General features: G+C 70.0%; 11 protein-coding genes and 1 other RNA gene. 7 read left to right on the forward strand and 5 right to left on the reverse strand.

What is annotated here, in order from left to right; genetic code table 11:
* Nucleotides 1-171: 171 nt before the first annotated feature.
* The gene (locus EAO79_RS18590; protein ID WP_124769943.1) at nucleotides 172-1938 is read left to right on the forward strand and encodes an alkaline phosphatase family protein; all 1767 of its coding nucleotides are present in this window, start codon (nucleotides 172-174) and stop codon (nucleotides 1936-1938) included.
* A gap of 448 nt (nucleotides 1939-2386) precedes the next feature.
* On the opposite strand, the gene EAO79_RS18595 is transcribed toward EAO79_RS18590, so the two are convergent.
* A complete protein-coding gene (locus EAO79_RS18595) occupies nucleotides 2387-2740 on the reverse strand; it encodes a hypothetical protein (protein WP_124769944.1) in 354 nt (117 codons plus the stop codon).
* 152 nt (nucleotides 2741-2892) lie between these two features.
* Here EAO79_RS18595 and EAO79_RS18600 point away from each other — a divergent pair, with 152 nt between their 5' ends.
* Entirely contained in the window at nucleotides 2893-4491 is a 1599-nt protein-coding gene (locus tag EAO79_RS18600; protein WP_124769945.1) for an HNH endonuclease signature motif containing protein, read from the forward strand.
* A 551-nt stretch (nucleotides 4492-5042) separates the two neighbouring features.
* Here the strand turns inward: EAO79_RS18600 and EAO79_RS18605 are convergent.
* The 4 genes from EAO79_RS18605 to ffs form a co-directional block, all read right to left on the reverse strand.
* Complete coding sequence (locus tag EAO79_RS18605) at nucleotides 5043-6128, reverse strand: hypothetical protein (protein ID WP_124769946.1); 1086 nt, start codon at nucleotides 6126-6128, stop codon at nucleotides 5043-5045.
* A 383-nt stretch (nucleotides 6129-6511) separates the two neighbouring features.
* The gene (locus EAO79_RS18610; protein WP_124769947.1) at nucleotides 6512-7735 is read right to left on the reverse strand and encodes an acetate/propionate family kinase; all 1224 of its coding nucleotides are present in this window, start codon (nucleotides 7733-7735) and stop codon (nucleotides 6512-6514) included.
* Between the two features lie 12 nt (nucleotides 7736-7747).
* Nucleotides 7748-9916: a phosphate acetyltransferase gene (pta, locus tag EAO79_RS18615; protein WP_064296374.1), complete on the reverse strand. Its 2169-nt coding sequence runs from the start codon at nucleotides 9914-9916 to the stop codon at nucleotides 7748-7750.
* 207 nt (nucleotides 9917-10123) lie between these two features.
* An RNA gene (ffs, locus tag EAO79_RS18620) (signal recognition particle sRNA small type) lies at nucleotides 10124-10220 on the reverse strand.
* 154 nt (nucleotides 10221-10374) lie between these two features.
* On the opposite strand from ffs, the gene EAO79_RS18625 reads away from it, so the two are divergent.
* From EAO79_RS18625 to EAO79_RS18645, 5 genes are all read left to right on the forward strand, one after another.
* Nucleotides 10375-11025: an SDR family oxidoreductase gene (locus tag EAO79_RS18625; RefSeq protein WP_124769948.1), complete on the forward strand. Its 651-nt coding sequence runs from the start codon at nucleotides 10375-10377 to the stop codon at nucleotides 11023-11025.
* A gap of 387 nt (nucleotides 11026-11412) precedes the next feature.
* A complete protein-coding gene (locus EAO79_RS18630; protein ID WP_124769949.1) occupies nucleotides 11413-12042 on the forward strand; it encodes a hypothetical protein in 630 nt (209 codons plus the stop codon).
* Nucleotides 12039-13082: a MoxR family ATPase gene (locus tag EAO79_RS18635; protein WP_086475010.1), complete on the forward strand. Its 1044-nt coding sequence runs from the start codon at nucleotides 12039-12041 to the stop codon at nucleotides 13080-13082. Before EAO79_RS18630 ends, EAO79_RS18635 begins: the two co-directional genes overlap by 4 nt.
* A 62-nt stretch (nucleotides 13083-13144) precedes the next feature.
* The gene (locus tag EAO79_RS18640; RefSeq protein WP_124769950.1) at nucleotides 13145-14539 is read left to right on the forward strand and encodes a DUF58 domain-containing protein; all 1395 of its coding nucleotides are present in this window, start codon (nucleotides 13145-13147) and stop codon (nucleotides 14537-14539) included.
* Nucleotides 14526-17063, forward strand: coding sequence for a DUF3488 and transglutaminase-like domain-containing protein (locus EAO79_RS18645; protein WP_124769951.1), 2538 nt, complete (start codon nucleotides 14526-14528; stop codon nucleotides 17061-17063). Before EAO79_RS18640 ends, EAO79_RS18645 begins: the two co-directional genes overlap by 14 nt.
* Nucleotides 17064-17136 lie beyond the last annotated feature (73 nt).

Genomic DNA, 17136 nt, shown 5'->3' on the forward strand with positions numbered 1-17136 from the left:
GCTTCGTCGTTTACGGGGGTCCCGCACACCGGTGCAGCTCGCCCAGCGCAGCACGGCGAGGCAGGAGCAATCCCCCACTCGCCCACAGCACGACATCCGTCGCGCGTCTACGCTAGGCAGCACAGCGGCGACCCTCGACCAGGTGTCGCCGCCGATCAGGGGGAGGCTCGAGTGGCACACGACGAGGAACCGGGTCCGGATCCCGGCCAGGAGTCCCAGCCCGAGGCACGCCCCAAACGCCCCGCCTCCCGCCGCGACTTCTTCCGCGCGGCAGGCTTCGGCGTCGCCGGGCTGGCAGCGGGCGGAGCGGTCGCGGGCGGGATCGCAGCCGCCACCGCAGCCAACCCGCAGGAGGACTATGGCTTCACGCCGCTCCCCAAGCGCAGCGAACCGGGCTTCGACCACGTCGTCGTCGTGATGTTCGAGAACCGCTCCTTCGACCACATGCTCGGATGGCTCTACCCGGCGGGTGGCGAACCGGCCGGCCAGACCTTCGACGGCCTCGCCCAGGGCGACTACAGCAACCCCGGCGAGTCCGGCGAAGCCGTCCCCGCCCACGTGTACACGGGCCCCACCGACCAGATCATGGCCCAGCCCGACCCGGACCCCGGCGAGTTCTACCCGCACGTCAACACGCAGCTCTTCGGCACCATCGACCCCGAGAGCAACGGCGACCTCCGCAATCCGCTGCAGCCCCCGTGGAACCTCCCGGCCGACACCTCCCCCCCCAAGAACGACGGCTTCGTCAAGGACTACATCGTCAACTCGACGCTCGCCCGCGGACGCAAGCCGACGCCCGAGGAGTACTCCACCGTGATGGGAGGCTTCTCCCCCGAGATGCTGCCGGTGCTGTCCACGCTCGCCAAGAACTTCGGCGTCTACGACCACTGGTACGCGGCGGTCCCCTCCCAGACCTTCTGCAACCGCTCCTTCTTCCACGCGAGCACCTCCCACGGTTACGTCACCAACATCGAGGGCGACGGGATCGGCAAGTGGCTGAGCGCACCGGCCGTCCCCACCGTGTTCAACCGGCTCGAGGAGGCCGGCAAGACCTGGCGCGTCTACTACGACGCCCAGCAGGTCGTGTCCCTCACCGGTCTCCTGAGCGCACCGTCGATCGAGCGATTCTGGAAGAGCAACTTCCGCAGCATGGAGCAGTTCCATGAGGACGCGGCGAACGGCGACCTGCCCGACTACGCCTTCGTCGAACCACGCATGGTGTTCGACCACAACGACATGCACCCGCCGGTCGTCCGTCCCGACAACCCGAGCCGGGACGACGTCGACCCGGAGCTCGACTCCGCCTACTCCGACATGCGCGCCGGCGAGCAACTCCTCGGCGAGGTCTACACGTCGATCAAGCACGGGGCGTCGACCACCGGCTCGAACGCGATGAACACGGTCATGCTCGTCACCTTCGACGAACACGGCGGCATCTACGACCACGTCGCACCGCCCAAGGCGACCCCGCCGTCGGGCGAGCCGGAGGCGGGCGAGATGGGCTTCACCTTCGACCGCCTCGGTCTGCGGGTGCCGACGATCGTCATCTCTGCGTACACGAAGGCCGGCAGCGTCATCAACGAGGAGATGCATCACGGCTCACTCATGAAGACCCTCGCCGAACTGCACGGACTCGACCCGCTGACCGAACGCGACCGCACCGCCACGAGCATCTTCAACGCCGTGAACCTCACCTCACCGAGGCAGCCGGTGCTGTGGCCGACGGTGACGCCCGCCTACGTGCCGCCGAACCCCGAGGCGAACGCGCGGGCTGACAAGGACAAGGACCGCAAGCGACCACTCACGCCGCCGGCCCTCGGACTCATCGGGATCCTCCTCGCGAAGTACGAGCCCGGAGCACCGCTGCCGGACAACTACGCCGACGCGTACGACGTGCTGACGAAGCACGGCGAAGGGCTGTTCGGCACGCGCGACTGATCGGGCGGGCTGCCCTTCGACAAGCTCAGGGACCGAACCGGATCGAGACGGATGCGAACGCTCCGGCCCCACGGACCGCTCCCGGCCGCGAGCGCCTCCCCGGCCGCGAGCACCCCTCCCGATCCCGGCGCACCCCACCCAGTCGCGGCGCACCCTTCCCGGTCCCCGAGCACCCCTCCCGAGCCCTGCGCACCCCACCCGGTCTCTGAGTACCTTTCCCGGTCCCCGAGCACCCCTCCCGATTCCCTGCGCACCCCACCCGGTCCCCGAGCACCCCTCCCGATCCCGGCGCACCCCACCCGGTCCCCGAGCACCCCTCCCGGTCCCGGCGCACCCCACCCGGTCCCCGAGCACCCATCCCGATCCCGGCGCACCCCACCCGGTCTCTGAGTACCTTTCCCGGTCCCTGAGCTTGTCGAAGGGTGGCGACCCCCGTCGAGGTGCGACCTCAGAACTCGACGTCTGCCACCAGCGGGAACTCGGTGATCGGCTCATCGCCCCACGGGGCGAGTTCCAGGTACGTCGGACGGTCACCCTCGATATAGAGGAGCAGGCTCGCGGTCGAGGTACTCGCTTCGAGGACGGTCTGTCGCGCCGTGGAGGGCCGGTCGTCGCTCTCAGGGACAAGGTCGATCGAGGGACAGGTGCCGCAACCGCACGTCCCGTGGACCGAGATGTCTGCGAGTTGTCCCGCCCACCGTTCCCGATCGGAGGCGGCGATCACCCGATCAACACCGTCCTCCGTACCACGGGCGACCATGGCGACCAGGAGGTCGCGCTCGCGGACGGAGAGGGGGCGCATATGGCGAGTGTACGCGGGCCAGGCGAGAAGTCCCGCACCGCTCGCAGGGCCCGGAGAGGCACTCGCGCGCAACAGATGTTGGCTAAAGATCCCAGATCAGCGGCAGAATCGGTCCAGGTTCAAATGTCAGTGGCTCATGTTTGGATGGTCCCATGTCCAGCAGCCCACGCGTTCCCCTCGGTCCGGTCTCCACCGACCCCTTGGGCACGCTGAGCGAGACGGTGTCCGAGCTCCTCCGCACGTGGTCGGGCGCGCTCGACCCGATCCGGCCAGGCGACGACGCCATCGAGCAGCTCGCCGGCATGAACGACGCGGGCGTGGTCCGCGTCCTCGACCAGCTGGGTGCCGTGCAGCACGTGGTCGAGGTCCTGGCCGCGCGCGTCATGGGCTCGGTGTCGGAGCGTTCCCGCGGCGGCATCGTCGGCCACGACCCGTTGGCCCGCAGCCACGGGTATGCGACGCCGGCCGTCATGCTCTCGGAACGGTGGCGCATCCCGCGCGGACGCGCCGCCGCGATCACCTCGGTCGCCCAGGCGATCACCCCCAAGCGCGCCCTCACCGGTGACGTCATCGAGTGCGACCGCCCCGAGATCGCCGCCGCCATCGAACCCCGGCTCGCCACTGACGCCCCCTGCGTGCCGCTGTCCGAGGGCGACAACCCGACGTGCACGGTCGACCACGACGAGGCGACCACCCCATCCGGCTTCGTCCGGTCCGCGCTCAGCGTCGAGGGCGCGGGCATCCTGCTGCGCGAGCTGCGGTTGGTGGGCTCCGGTGTCGACGACGAACGCATCCACCGTGCCGTCAGCGCCGGCATCGAGCACTGCGACGGTGCGCCGCTCGCCGAGGTCAGCAGCCTCGCCAAGCTCGTCCGCACCAGCCTCGACCAAGACGGCCCTGTGCCACGGGAGATCGCGCTCCGGAAGCAGCAGCGCTGCACCCTCCGCGAACTTCCCGACGGCATGACCGAGCTCCGCGCCTTCCTCGCGCCCGAGGCGGCGGGATGGGTCCGCGCGACGATGGACGCCGTCGTCGGCAAGCAGCTGCGACAGGTCCGGTTCATCGATCCCTCCGATGAAACGGCCGCGGCGGCAGCAACCAGCAGTGAGCTGCCCTCCGCGGATCCCCTCGACGACGCCTACGTTCCGGCCGCAGAGATGCCAGACACCCGCACGATGGACGAACGCCGGGTGGAAGCCCTCGTCGGGGTCTTCCGTCACGCCGCAGGTTGCGAGTCGGCGGTCATGGAACTCGCGCCCGTCTCCCTCATCATCCGCATGGACGAACCCGATCTGGCCGACGACGGCCAGTGGTCCGACGGCAAGGCCTACATCGACGGCGTCTCCGAACCGATCTCCGCCGGCACCGCACGGTGCATGGCGGCCGATGGCCGGATCATCCCGATGGTGCTCGGCGGCCCGTCCCAGGTGCTCGACCTCGGAGTCGGCACACGGTTGTTCACCAAAGGGCAGAAGATGGCCCTCGCCGAGCGTGATGGCGGCTGCGCCTGGACCGGCTGTACCCATCCACCGTCGTATACCGAGGCTCATCACCTCGTCTGGTGGTCACGAGGCGGGCCGACCGACCTGTCCAACGGCATCCTGCTCTGCAGTTTCCATCACCATCGCATCCACAACGACGGATGGGAGGTCATCGTGCGCGACCACGTGCCCTGGTTCATCCCGCCCGCGCATATCGATCCGCATCGCATTCCACGCCGCGGCGGCAAGCCGAGGTTGCGCGCTGCCTGACAACACCATCGCACTCCGGGGGCGGACCCGGGCGTCGATTCCGACCCAAACCGGTCTGCGGAGTGCTCCGAAGTATGTGTCCCGGTCATTTTCGTTACCCGAACGCGCAAATGGCCGGCGCTCATGGCCTGGGCCAAGCGGTCCCGGCACGTGCGACCGGGCGGAGTGCAGCAATGGGGCTGCCGCTCCGCCTTCTCCCCCGCGGGGCTCGAACCGGGTTCGACAGGCTCAGTGAACGGAGACCCGGTCATTGAGCCTGTCGAAATGCACCACGGACGACCCTTCGACACGCTCAGGGACCGAGGGAGCGCTCAGGGACCGGGGGAAGCACTCAGGGACCGGGGGAAGCACTCAGGGGACCGAGGGGAAGTGATCCGGAACGGAGACCCGGTCATTGAGCCTGTCGAAATGCACACGAGAAACCTCTCCCCTCGACAAGCTCAGGGAACGGGGGCTGTCGGCCACTGAGCCTGTCGACATGTCAGCACCCCTACGACAGCACGAAGCCCCGCCCTCGACCGGAGTCGGAGACGGGGCTTCGCAGGGTGAGACTAGGCCGTGACCTGCGCGCCCTTGCGGCGAGCAGTGGCGAACAGCATGCCGGCAGCACCGAGGAGCAGCAGCGCGGCAGCGCCACCGACGAGGACACCCGAGTCCGAGCCGGTGTCAGCCAGCGTCGGGACCGGAGCGCCAGCGGCGACCGGGTCGGCGATGACGGCGATGGAGTCGGCGGCGGGGTTACCCGCAGTGTCCGTCACGGTGAACGTGTAGGTACCGACCTGGATGCCTTCGCCCTGCAGCGTGAGGCCCTCGGCTGCGAAGCCACCGTTCTCGTCGGCGATGACCGTGTTGGCGCCGTCGGCGGAACCGAAGATCTCACCGTTCGGGTCGGTCACCTTGAACGACAGGGTGTCGCCCGGGGTGAAGCCCGTGACGGTCACACTGAAGCCGGCGCCGCCGGGGCGGACGTCGGAGAAGTAGATCGTGTCGGGGTCGACGAGGACCTTCGGGTCGAAGACCGGAGCGACGACCGGAGCAGCGAAGTTGTACGTGTCAGCACCGAAGGTCACCGACTGCAGCGTGTCGACCGTGCCGGCGTTGGCGAAGACACCGAACGCGAGCAGGTTGAAGTCGCCGAGCGCTTCGCTGAGCTCTGCAGGCGTGTAGGTCGCGTCGGTCGCGAGACCCGGAACGTCCTGGCTGACGACCCAGTCGCCACCGAGGTTCTCGACGCCCGGCGCCACAGGACGCAGGGTTGTGAAGGTGTCGGAAGTGCCGTCGGCGAAAACGGGGATCTGGAAGTACAGGTCGTCTTCGACAGACGCGTAGCTGATGCTCGCCGCTGCCTCGAGGAAGCCGCCAGCAGCGACCGGGACACCGCCGTCGTTGTTGAAGCCGTAGATGATCTGCGAGTCACCGGTCATGGTGAGACCGGCGTCGCTCAGGACGGCCGGGGCACCAGGCGTGGCGACACCCTCGTGCCAGCCGGCGTAGTTCGTCTCATCCGGAGCGATCTGATCTGCGGTGACCTGGATCTCAGCTGCGGACGCGGGTCCGGCGATGAGGAGGGTGGATCCGGCGACAACTGCGAGGCCGGTGGCGAGAGCCGCAGTGCGGCGTGACGTCTTCAAATTCACTGAGGTGAGTACTTTCGTCTAGGGGTCCGACAGGCGCGACGTACCTGTTGGTTTTCTGAGACTAAGCGGATTCTCAGGGAAAGTTAATAGGGGGAACCACTGATTCTTTTGTCCTCCGCACAGGGGACATCGGAGCAAAAGTCACCCGTGGTGCCCTTCGACAAGCTCAGGGACCGGAAGGGGTGCTCAGGGACCGGAAGGGGTGCTCAGGGACCGGCAGAGGTGCTCAGGACGACTTCGGTCACTGAGCCTGTCGAAGTGCGCGCGCGAAATCCGCCGATCGAACAGGTCGCCCGTGGACCCTTCGACAAGCTCAGGGACCGGCAGAGGTGCTCAGGGACCGGCAGAGGTGCTCAGGGACCGGAAGGGTCGGCGACTCGCAGCTACGCCAGGGCGGCGACCGTCTGGCGGGCGATCTCGAGTTCCTCGTTCGTCGGGACGACGAGGACGGTCACCGGGGAGTCGTCCGTCGAGATCACCCGGATGCCACGCGCACGCTCGGCGTTGCGGTCCTCGTCAAGGATGATGCCGAGCCCCTCGAGGCCCTGCACCGCACCCGCGCGGATGAGCGGCGCGTTCTCGCCGACGCCCGCCGTGAACACGACAACGTCGAGACCGCCGAGGACCGCGAGGTACGCCCCGAGGTAGTGCCGCAGGCGGTGGACGGTCACGTCGAGTGCGAGCTGCGCCGCTTCGTCGCCCTTTGACGCGGACTCGGTGACGTCGCGCATGTCTCCGGTACCCGACAGCCCCAGCAGACCGCTGCGGCGGTTGAGCAGCGTGTCGAGCTCGTCGAACCCGAGCCCCGCCTTGCGATGCAGGTGGAACAGCACCGCGGGGTCGAGGTCGCCGGAACGCGTGCCCATGACGAGTCCTTCGAGCGGCGTCATGCCCATCGAGGTGTCGACCGAGCGGCCGCCGTCGATCGCGCACGCCGACGCTCCGTTGCCGAGGTGGAAGACGATCTGCTTCAGCTCACCGAGCGGGCGGTCGAGGAAGGCCGCAGCCGCCTCCGACACGAACTTGTGCGAGGTGCCGTGGAAGCCGTACCGACGCACGCGGTGCTTCGCGGCGAGCTCCGCGTCGATCGCGTAGGTGTACGCCGCGGCCGGGATGGTCTGGTGGAACGCCGTGTCGAACACCGCCACGTGCGGGACGTCGGGGAACGCGACCTGCGCCGCGTTGATGCCCTGCAGGTTCGCCGGGTTGTGCAGCGGCGCCAGCTCGGAGATGTCCTCGATGTTGATCTTCACGAGGTCCGTGACCACGGTCGGCTCGAAGAAGCGTTTCCCACCGTGCACCACCCGGTGGCCGACCGCGATCGGCGCGTGCTCGTCGAGTGACGGCCCGTGCTCGGCGAACGCGTCGAGCATCACCCGGAACCCGGCCGTGTGGTCGGGGATCTCACGCTCGATGACCCAACGCTCCTCGATGGGCGGCGTCGTGCTCCCGGCGGCGTCCGGCAGGTAGGACCGGTGCTCGGCGGCACCCGTCGCGTCGCCGATGCGTTCGACGAGCCCGCTGGCGAGCGTCCGCTCCGTCTCGACATCGATGAGCTGGTACTTGAACGACGAGGAACCGGAGTTCACCACGAGGACGGTGGGCATGTGTGTCTGGACCTATTCCTGTTCCTGCGCCTGGATGGCGGTGATCGCGACGGTGTTGACGATGTCCTGCACGAGCGCGCCGCGCGACAGGTCGTTGATCGGCTTGTTGAGGCCCTGCAACACCGGACCGATCGCGACGGCACCCGCGGAACGCTGCACCGCCTTGTACGTGTTGTTGCCGGTGTTGAGGTCGGGGAAGATGAACACCGTCGCGCGGCCGGCGACCTGCGAGTCGGGCATCTTCGTCGCGGCCACCGCGGCATCGGCGGCGGCGTCGTACTGGATCGGCCCCTCGACGAGGAGGTCGGGCCGACGCTCGCGCACCTGTCGGGTCGCTGAGCGGACCTTCTCGACGTCGGCACCGGCACCGGAGTCACCGGTGGAGTACGACAGCATCGCGATGCGCTGCTCGATCCCGAACTGCTCCGCTGTCTCGGCCGAGGAGATCGCGATGTCGGCGAGCTGGGCGTCGGTCGGGTCGGGGTTCACCGCGCAGTCGCCGTAGACGAGCACGCGGTCGGCGAGCGCCATGAGGAACACGCTCGACACCACGGAGACACCGGGCTTCGTCTTGATGATCTCGAACGACGGCCGGATGGTGTGCGCCGTCGTGTGGGCGGCGCCCGAGACCATGCCGTCGGCGAGCCCGAGGTGCACCATCATCGTGCCGAAGTAGGAGACGTCGGTGACGGCGTCGCTCGCCATGTCGATCGTGACACCCTTGTGGGCCCGCAACCTGGCGTACTCCTCCGCGAACTTCAGGCGCAGCACCGCGTCGAAGGGGCTGACGATGGTCGCCTTGCTGAGGTCGATGCCGAGCTCGATGGCCCGCGACCGCACCTCGATCTCCTCACCGAGGATGGTGAGGTCGGCGACCTCGCGGGCGAGCAGGGTGCCGGCCGCGCGGAGGATGCGGTCGTCGTCGCCCTCCGGCAGGACGATGTGCTTGCGGTTCGACCGCGCACGCTCCAGCAGGCCGTACTCGAACATGAGTGGCGTGACGACGTCGGCGCGCGCCACGTTGAGCAGCTCGAGCAGGAGCGGTGCGTCGACGTTCTGCTCGAACAGCGCGAGAGCGGTGTCGTACTTGCGCTGCGAGTCGGCGGCGAGACGGCCACGGGTGTTCATGACGCGGACCGCGGTGTCGTAGGTGCCGAGGTCGGTGCTGACGATCGGCGGGATCTCGCCGAGACCGGAGATGAGTTCCTCCACGACTTCGGGCAGCGGGAACCCACCGTTGAGCACGATGCCCGCGATCGACGGGAACGTGCCGGAGGCGTTGGCCATAAGCGCGGCGAGAAGCACTTCGGTGCGGTCTGCCGGGATCACGATGACGGATCCCTCGGTGATGCGCGGGAGCACGTTCACCATGGACATGCCCGCCACGACGACGCCGAGCGCCTCGCGGGTGAGCAGTTCCTCGCTGCCCTTCACGAGGGTGCCGTCGACCGCCTCGAGGATGCTGTCCATGGTCGGCGCGATGAGGAAGGTGTCTTCGGGGATCGCCCAGACGGGGACCATCGCGGCACCGGCGGCGTGGCCGGCCGGGGCGACGACGGAACCGTTCGCGGAACCGTTCGGGTGGATGGCGTCGCTGATCGCGGCGGTGATCTCGAGGAGCTTGTCGGGATCGGCGCGGTTCGCGACGACCGCGAGCAGCTGGGCGTGGGCGTCGGCGAGCTCACCCAGGGCGAGTTCGGCGATGTTGCGCATGTCGTCGGGTGTGCGGGCGACGGACTGGCCGAGCTGCTCCCCCGCACCCTGACCGGCGCGGCCGCCGAGCACGAGGAGGACGGGCGCACCGAGGTTGGTGGCGATCCGCGCGTTGTAGCCGAGCTCCGTCGGGCTGCCGACGTCGGTGTAGTCGGAGCCGAGGATGACGACCGCGTCGCACTGCGCCTCGATGTGCTTGTACCGCTGGACGATGCGCGAGAGTGCCGCCTCGGGATCGGTGTGCACGTCGTCGTAGCTGACGCCGATGCAGTCCTCGTAGGCGAGGTCGACGCCGTCGTGCTCGAGCAGCAGCTGGAGCACGTAGTCGGGTTTCGTCGTGGACCGTGCGATGGGGCGGAACACCCCGATCCGCTCGATCTGATGGCTCAGGGTGTCGAGGACCCCGAGGGCCACCGTCGACTTCCCGGAGTGTCCTTCGGCAGAGATGATGTAAATGCTTCGCGCCACGGTTTCCAGCCTACGGGGGCGGGCTCGGCGGGGGCTGGGTAAGCGCACAATGTCGTGGTGCTCTGGCGGACGGACGCGAGCGCAGGAGATCGGCGCGAGAGCAGGAGGAAGCGGCGCCGGATGTCCTGCTGTGGGGCGAATGTCCTGCTGCGGTGCGGGCGGCCTGATCGTGCCGGGCCGGAGACGGCACCGCAGGCACCGCGGGCACGAAAAGACTCCCCGCGCACCCGCCAGAGCCCGGTTACCCTTGCTGCGTTTCCGCCCTGGGGGAGTTGGCCTGGATGGCGCCACGCGGGGAGCCGTGACCTAGTGTACCCGAGCCGCGACCGGGTTGCGTACGCCCCGGTTGAGGCGTTGACTGGCGGATCCGGGACCACTGGCCCCGGACCACCGATCGACCGCCGTCCCCACGAACGGACGGCGCACCGATCGGGACCGCATCGAACGAGAGGACTCACATGACCGACGTCGTCATCGCCGGAGGACACGGACAGATCGCCCTGCACCTGCAGCGACTGCTCGCCGAAGCAGGACACTCCCCCGCCGGCATCATCCGCAACCCCGAACAGGTCGGCGAACTCCAGGGCATCGGCTCCCGAGCCATCGTCCTCGACCTCGAGCACTCCTCGGCAGCCGAACTGGCCGACGAACTCGCCGGAGCCGACGTCGTCGTGTTCGCGGCGGGAGCCGGCCCGAACAGCGGCGCCGACCGCAAGCTCACCCTCGACCGCGACGGCGCCATCCTCCTCGCCGAGGCGGCCGAGCTCGCCAAGGTCCCCCGCTACCTCATGGTGTCGGCGATGAGCACCGATGACTTCGACCCGGAGTCGGACGACGTGTTCCAGGTCTACCTGCGGGCGAAGTCCGAGGCCGACGCCGACCTCCGCGGGCGCGACCTCGACTGGACGATCGTCCGTCCGGGCGGCCTGACGGACGACGCCCCGACCGGCACGATCACCGCTGCGACGACCACCGACCGCGGCTCGATCCCGCGCGCCGACGTCGCCGCCGTGCTGTTCGCGCTCATCGAGTCGGGCGCGGCGTCCCGCACGCAGTTCGAGGTCATCGGCGGCGAGACCCCGATCCGCGAGGCGCTCTCGGCGCTGTAAGTCAGTCCGGTCCCTGAGCGGGGACGGGCAACGAACACCGGTCACTGAGCCTGTCGAAGTGCACACGGGACACCCCACCCTTCGACAAGCTCAGGGACCGGAGAGGGCCTCAGGGACCGGAGAGGGCCTCAGGGACCGGAGAGGGTTTCAGGGACCGGAAAACGTCTCACCGACCGGGTACGTGCTCAGTGCTCGGGTCCACACAACCGATGGGCACGACGGCTCCGAAGAGTTCCCTGACCCGTACCGGCACCGTATGCGCGCGACCTGGCGCACATATGGAGTTCCTGTGGGCGACACGTCCAGGGGTGTTACCTGTTCGTTATCAGTCCTAGGATCGGGCAACGGGTTCCGGCCCGGACGATGTACGCAGCGCGACGGAGGCCGATGATGGACCAACGCTACGACCCCGCGTTCCAGCGCGGACACACCGACGAGCGCACGCGCCCGAACGCCTCCGACACCGGCCGCCGCAGCCACCTCGCCTCACTCGAGGAGATCGCCCCGCAGCTCATCCAGCCGCCCACCGACGGTCGCCCCGTCCGCCCGCCGACCGACGACCGGTTCGACGACGGCCCGCGCGCCCAGCCGTCCCGAGGCATGCCCTCACAGACCGATCGCCGCATCCACCCGTTCGAAGCCCGGACCGGCGGCACCGCGGCGGTCGCCGATCAGCCTGGCGCGGCAGGTCCCGACGCGCAGCGGACCGAGTTCGACCAGGAGCGGTACGACGAGTACCTCGACGCCGCCGACGCCCACCGCGTCCGCGCCGTGGTCTGGGAACGGGTCCTCTGGATCGTCGGTGTCGTCCTCACGCTCGGCGGCGGTGTGGGGCTGTGGCAGTCGTTCACCCTGCTCTACCGCGGGTTCGTCGGCGACAGCGGCCCGACCGACAACTACCTCTGGATGCAGTTCCTCGGAGCGCTCGCCCCGACCCTCATCACGATCGGCCTCGCCACCATCGTCGCGCTGCTGTTCAAGCGCATGCTCGACCACGACCGCAGGAGCCGACCATGACCGAGCAGAGCAACACCAGCCGCGCCCCACGGGACACCGTCGCCGAACTGAAGCCAGCACTGAACGCCGAGGAGTTCCAGGTACTGGCCGAGCGCATCCTCGACAACGTCGAGCGCGTCCTCGACGGCAAGCCGTTCGCTGCCCGGATGGCCCTCATCGTGATGCTCGCCGAGGGTCACCTGCTCATCGAGGATGTCCCCGGCGTCGGCAAGACGGTCCTCGCGAAGGCCCTCGCCGCGTCCGTCGGCAGCACCGTCCGCCGTATCCAGTTCACGCCCGACCTGCTCCCGTCCGACGTCACCGGCGTCTCGATCTTCAACCAGGTCGACCGCGAGTTCGAGTTCAAGCCCGGCGCGGTGTTCGCCAACATCGTCATCGCCGACGAGATCAACCGCTCCTCGCCGAAGACCCAGTCGGCGCTGCTCGAGTCGATGGAGGAGCGTCAGGTCACGGTCGACGGCGAGACGCACGCCCTGCCGTCGCCGTTCACCGTCGTCGCCACGCAGAACCCGCTCGAGATGGAGGGCACCTACGCCCTGCCGGAGGCCCAACGCGACCGCTTCATGGCGCGTATCTCGATGGGGTACCCCGACGCTTCCGCGGAGCTCGCGATGCTCCGCCAGCGCGACACGGTCAACCCGCTCGACACGATCGGTCCGGTCGCCTCACGCGGCGACGTCGAACGCCTCATCGCCTGGGCCCGCGGTGTCTTCGTGTCGCCGATCGTCGAGCAGTACTGCGTCTCGCTCGTGCAGGCGACCCGCGTGCACCCCGAACTCCGGCTCGGCGCGAGCCCGCGCGCCACCCTGCAGCTCGTCCGCGCGGCCAAGGTGCTCGCAGCGCTCGACGGCCGCGAGTTCGTCCTCCCCGACGACATCGACCAGCTGCTCGCACCGGTCCTCGCCCACCGGCTCATCCCCACCCGCCGCGCGGTGAGCGCCCACGACCGCTCAGGCGTCCAGGCGGTCTCCGAGGTGCTCGTCGAGCTGCTGGAGCGGACACCCGTGCCGCACTCCGGACGCACCGAGCTGAGGTCCTGATCCGATGGCCCCGCACCGCGACCGCCGGATCGCCGTGATCCGGCACCGGAGGTCCTGAGCCCATGAAGCGTCGCGTGCCGTTGACGAGACGCGCGGTCGGCGTGCTCATCGCGGCCGGCGTGTGCCTGATCTTCGCGCGCGGGATCGGCTCGCCGGAGTTGCTCGCAGCGGCCGGCCTGCTCGTCGCGCTCGTCGCCGCCAGCTTCGGCGCGGTCTACCTCGAGCGACCGTCGCTCCGGGTCGATCGCACCACCCGGCCCGACCTCGTCGCGGTCGGCGGCCGGATCTCCGTCGAGGTCACGATCGCCGAGACGAGCGCGCTCCCCCACGTCCACACGGAGTGGAAGGACCGCGTGCCGGCCGGGCTCGCCGGCAGCGCCGAGGGGACCCTGCCGAGTACCGGCGTCGCGGGCATCGGATCGCGCCGTCGGACGGCCGAGTACACCGTGACGGCGCTGCGTCGAGGACAACACGACCTCGGCCCGCTCGGGCTGACCGTGAGCGACCCGTTCGGACTCGTCGTCCGTCGTCGCGACGTGGGCGGGACGCATGCGGTCGTCGTCCTGCCGGAGGTCGTGGTCCTGCCGGAGATCCCCGCACTCACGGCCAGCCGCGACGGTTCCACGCGCCCGTCGTCGCTGCACGTCGGCGCCGGCGAGGACGACATCATCGCCCGTCCCTACCTGCCGGGGGACGCGATCCGCCGACTGCACTGGCGGGCGAGCGCGCACCACGGTGAGCTGATGGTGCGGCAGGAGGAGCAGCGCAACGACCCCGAGACGACCGTCCTCCTCGACACCGCCGCAGCCCACTGGGCCTGGCCCGACGACGATCCGTCGTACCTGCCGGCGTTCGAGCAGGCTGTGTCGCTGGCAGCCTCGATCACCGCCCACCTCGTCGACGCCGACTACCGGGTCAACCTGGTCGGTGCCGGCACCGAGGAGCTCTCCCGGGAGATCAGTGCGAGATCCGCGGCCGGTGGCCTGCGGTCCAGCCCCGTCGGCGACATGGGCGACGCGCTCGCCCGCGGCGGGCAGCACCTCGAGGAGGACGACCTGGACGCCGCCCTGCTCGACCTGGCCCTCCTGCGTCCGTCGGTCCGGCCCGATCGGTTCCTCGACCTCTCACCCGTCATCGCCGCGCGCCGGTCGCAACCGGTCATCGCGATCCTCGGCGATGTGGAGGAGGGCGACCTCGGCGAGCTGACCGCCGTCGCGCACCTCTCGCCGCTCCCCGTCGCACTCCTCCCAGCCGGCGCCCGGCGTCGGTCCATCGAGCTCCTGGAGTCGGCCGGCTGGCGCTGCCACGTCGGCGAGCGCGGCGCATCGTTCCAGGCGCTGTGGTCCGGCACGAGCGGTCCGGCGACCACCACGCTGGCTCCGCAGTCGGCCGGCCGTGGTGGTCGGGGCGGCCAGGGCGGCCGCCGGGGTGCCGGAGGTGCGAATGTCCGTCGCTGAGGAACGCCGCGCGGCGGCCGCCGCCCGTGGCCGTGTGCCGTCTCGCGGAGGGGTGCCCTTGGACGTCCGTCCTGGTGCCGGCTCGTCGAACCCCCGACGCCCGACCCGTGGCGGAACCAGCGGCGGGTCGTGGTCGGGAAGCGCCGGCGGGCGCCGGGACGACCCACGCGACACCGCGAACGTCGGCGACCTGCGTCTGGGCCTCGCCGCCTTCCTCCTCCTCGCGACGGGTGGCCTCGGATTCGGGCGGGTGCTCGACGCGCTCGACTGGTGGTTCGTCACGAACCTCGTCATCGCGATCGTCCTCGCCACGGCGATCCTCCTCCGGCGCACGAGACTGCCGGCGGTGTTCGTGTGGCTCGGCGCCGGCATCGCATGGGTGCTGACGATCACGCTGTTCTTCGCCAGTGAGACGGCGATCATCGGCATCGTCCCGACCCCGACGACGCTCGGCGCCTTCGAACGGTTGCGTGACGCCGGGTTCCAGACCTTCCACGACGGCTCGGCCCCGCTCGACACCGACGCTGGCGTGGTCTTCGTCATGGCCGCCGGCGGCGGCCTCGTCGCGCTGGCGGTCGCCTGGCTCGTGCTCGGCCGCCACGCACCGGTGCTCGCGGCCGTCCTGGTCTTCGCCGTGTACGCCGGGCCGACCGTCGCCGTGTCGTTCCCCCTCGATCCGTGGGTGTTCGCGTTCGTCGCACTCTCCTTCCTCTGGCTGCTCCGTGAGGACGTCCGGCGCCGCGAGTTGCTGCGAGCCCTCGCCTCGGCTCGGGCCGCCGGCGATGGACGCGGCGCCGGCCCGTCGGCGATGACCGGTGCCGGTCGCTTCGGAGGCCTCGGCCCGGCCGTCCTGGTCAGTGCCGTGGCCGTGGTCGTCGCCCTCCTCACACCGGCCGTGCTCCCCGACCTCGCCGTCCGAGATGTCACCGCCGGTGCCCGTGGCAGCGGTCCGTTCGTGAACGGCATCAACCCGCTCATCTCGCTCGGCCAGAGTCTGCGGCGCCCCGCGAACACGACCGCACTCGAATACACGACCACCGCCGACGACGCCCCCTACCTCAAGGTCACCGACCTCCGCGACTTCACGGGCACGGTCTGGGGACCGGACAACTCCGGCTACAACGACGGCAACACGCTCGACGCCTTCCCCGCGCCGGCCGGGCTCAGCGAGGCGATCCCGGTGGAGACCTTCGAGACGACGGTCACGGTGGACTCGCTGTCGAGCCCGTGGCTCCCGCTGCCGTACCCGACGCAGAAGGTCGACGGGCTCCGCGGTGACTGGCGGTTCGAGGCCGCCGGGCTGACGGCGATGGCGGAGCGTGGATCCACCCGCGGGCAGACGTACACGGCGACGAGCACCGCGATCCTGCCGACGGCGCAGCAGATGCGCGACGTCCCGCCGGTCGCCGACCCGGCGTCAGCAGCCCCGTATCTCGAGCTGCCCGACGACCTGCCGCAGATCATCCGTGACACGGCCGCCGACGTCACGGCGACCGCCTCCACCGACTACGACCGCGCGATCGCCTTGCAGCGCTACTTCCGCAGCACCTTCGAGTACTCGGAGTCGGCACCCGTCGAGGAGGGCTTCGACGGCAGCGGAGCCGAGGTCATCGCGACGTTCCTGGAGCGCAAGGCCGGCTACTGCATCCACTTCTCGTCCGCGATGGCCGTGATGTCGCGCGTCCTCGGCATCCCCGCGCGCATCGCCATCGGGTACCTGCCGGGCACGACGATCGACAACACCCCGGCGAACCGAGACACCTACATCGTCACCTCGGACCAGTTGCACGCCTGGCCGGAGCTGTACTTCGAGGGTGTGGGCTGGGTGCCGTTCGAGCCGACGGCCAGCCGTGGGGTCGTGACGCAGTTCAGCGACGCGAGCACGGCGACGCCCGGCAGCGGATCGGTGAGTCCCGACAGCCGTCCGGCTCCGACCGCGGCGTCGACGCCCACCCCCACTGCGGACGCGCTCGGCGGACCGACCTCGACCCAGTCCGGCGGGGCCTTCACCGCCGCTCTCGTCCCGCTCGCGATCCTGCTCGGCGTGCTCGTGCTGCTCGCCACCCCGTCGATCGCCCGGGGACTCCGGCGTTCGGCCGGGCGTCGGCGTGCCCTCGCCGCGGGGACCTCGGCGGGCTGGGCCTGGGCGGAGTTCCTCGACACCGCCCGCGACCTCGGCTTCCCCGTGACGTCGGCGGAGTCACCACGCGGGTTCGCATCGAGACTGCGCGGACAGTTCCGGATCGAGTCGCCGGCCGTCGACCGACTCGTGGCGGCGGTCGAGCGGGAGAGCTATGCGCCGAGCGCTACGGAGCGACGCGACACCGAGGGCGATCCCCGGATCGATTCCTCGGCTGGTGGTGCGGCGAGCGCCGGTTCCGTCGACGCGGCGTTGGCTGAGGCGAAGGCGGCCCTGCGGTCGTCGAGTCAGCCGCTCGAACGCGTCCTCGCGGCAGTCCTCCCGCGGTCGCTCGTGCTGCGGCGTGATCAACGGGTGGACTGGCGGCCGCCTGCTGCGAGCTGACGCGAGTGGCGCTCCGTGCCGGTGTCTCCGACCGTGGGCGTTCGTGCTCGGGCTGGCTCGGAGCGCGGCGGCG

This window comes from Plantibacter sp. PA-3-X8 (genome assembly GCF_003856975.1).
GTDB classification, from domain to species: Bacteria; Actinomycetota; Actinomycetes; order Actinomycetales; family Microbacteriaceae; genus Plantibacter; species Plantibacter auratus.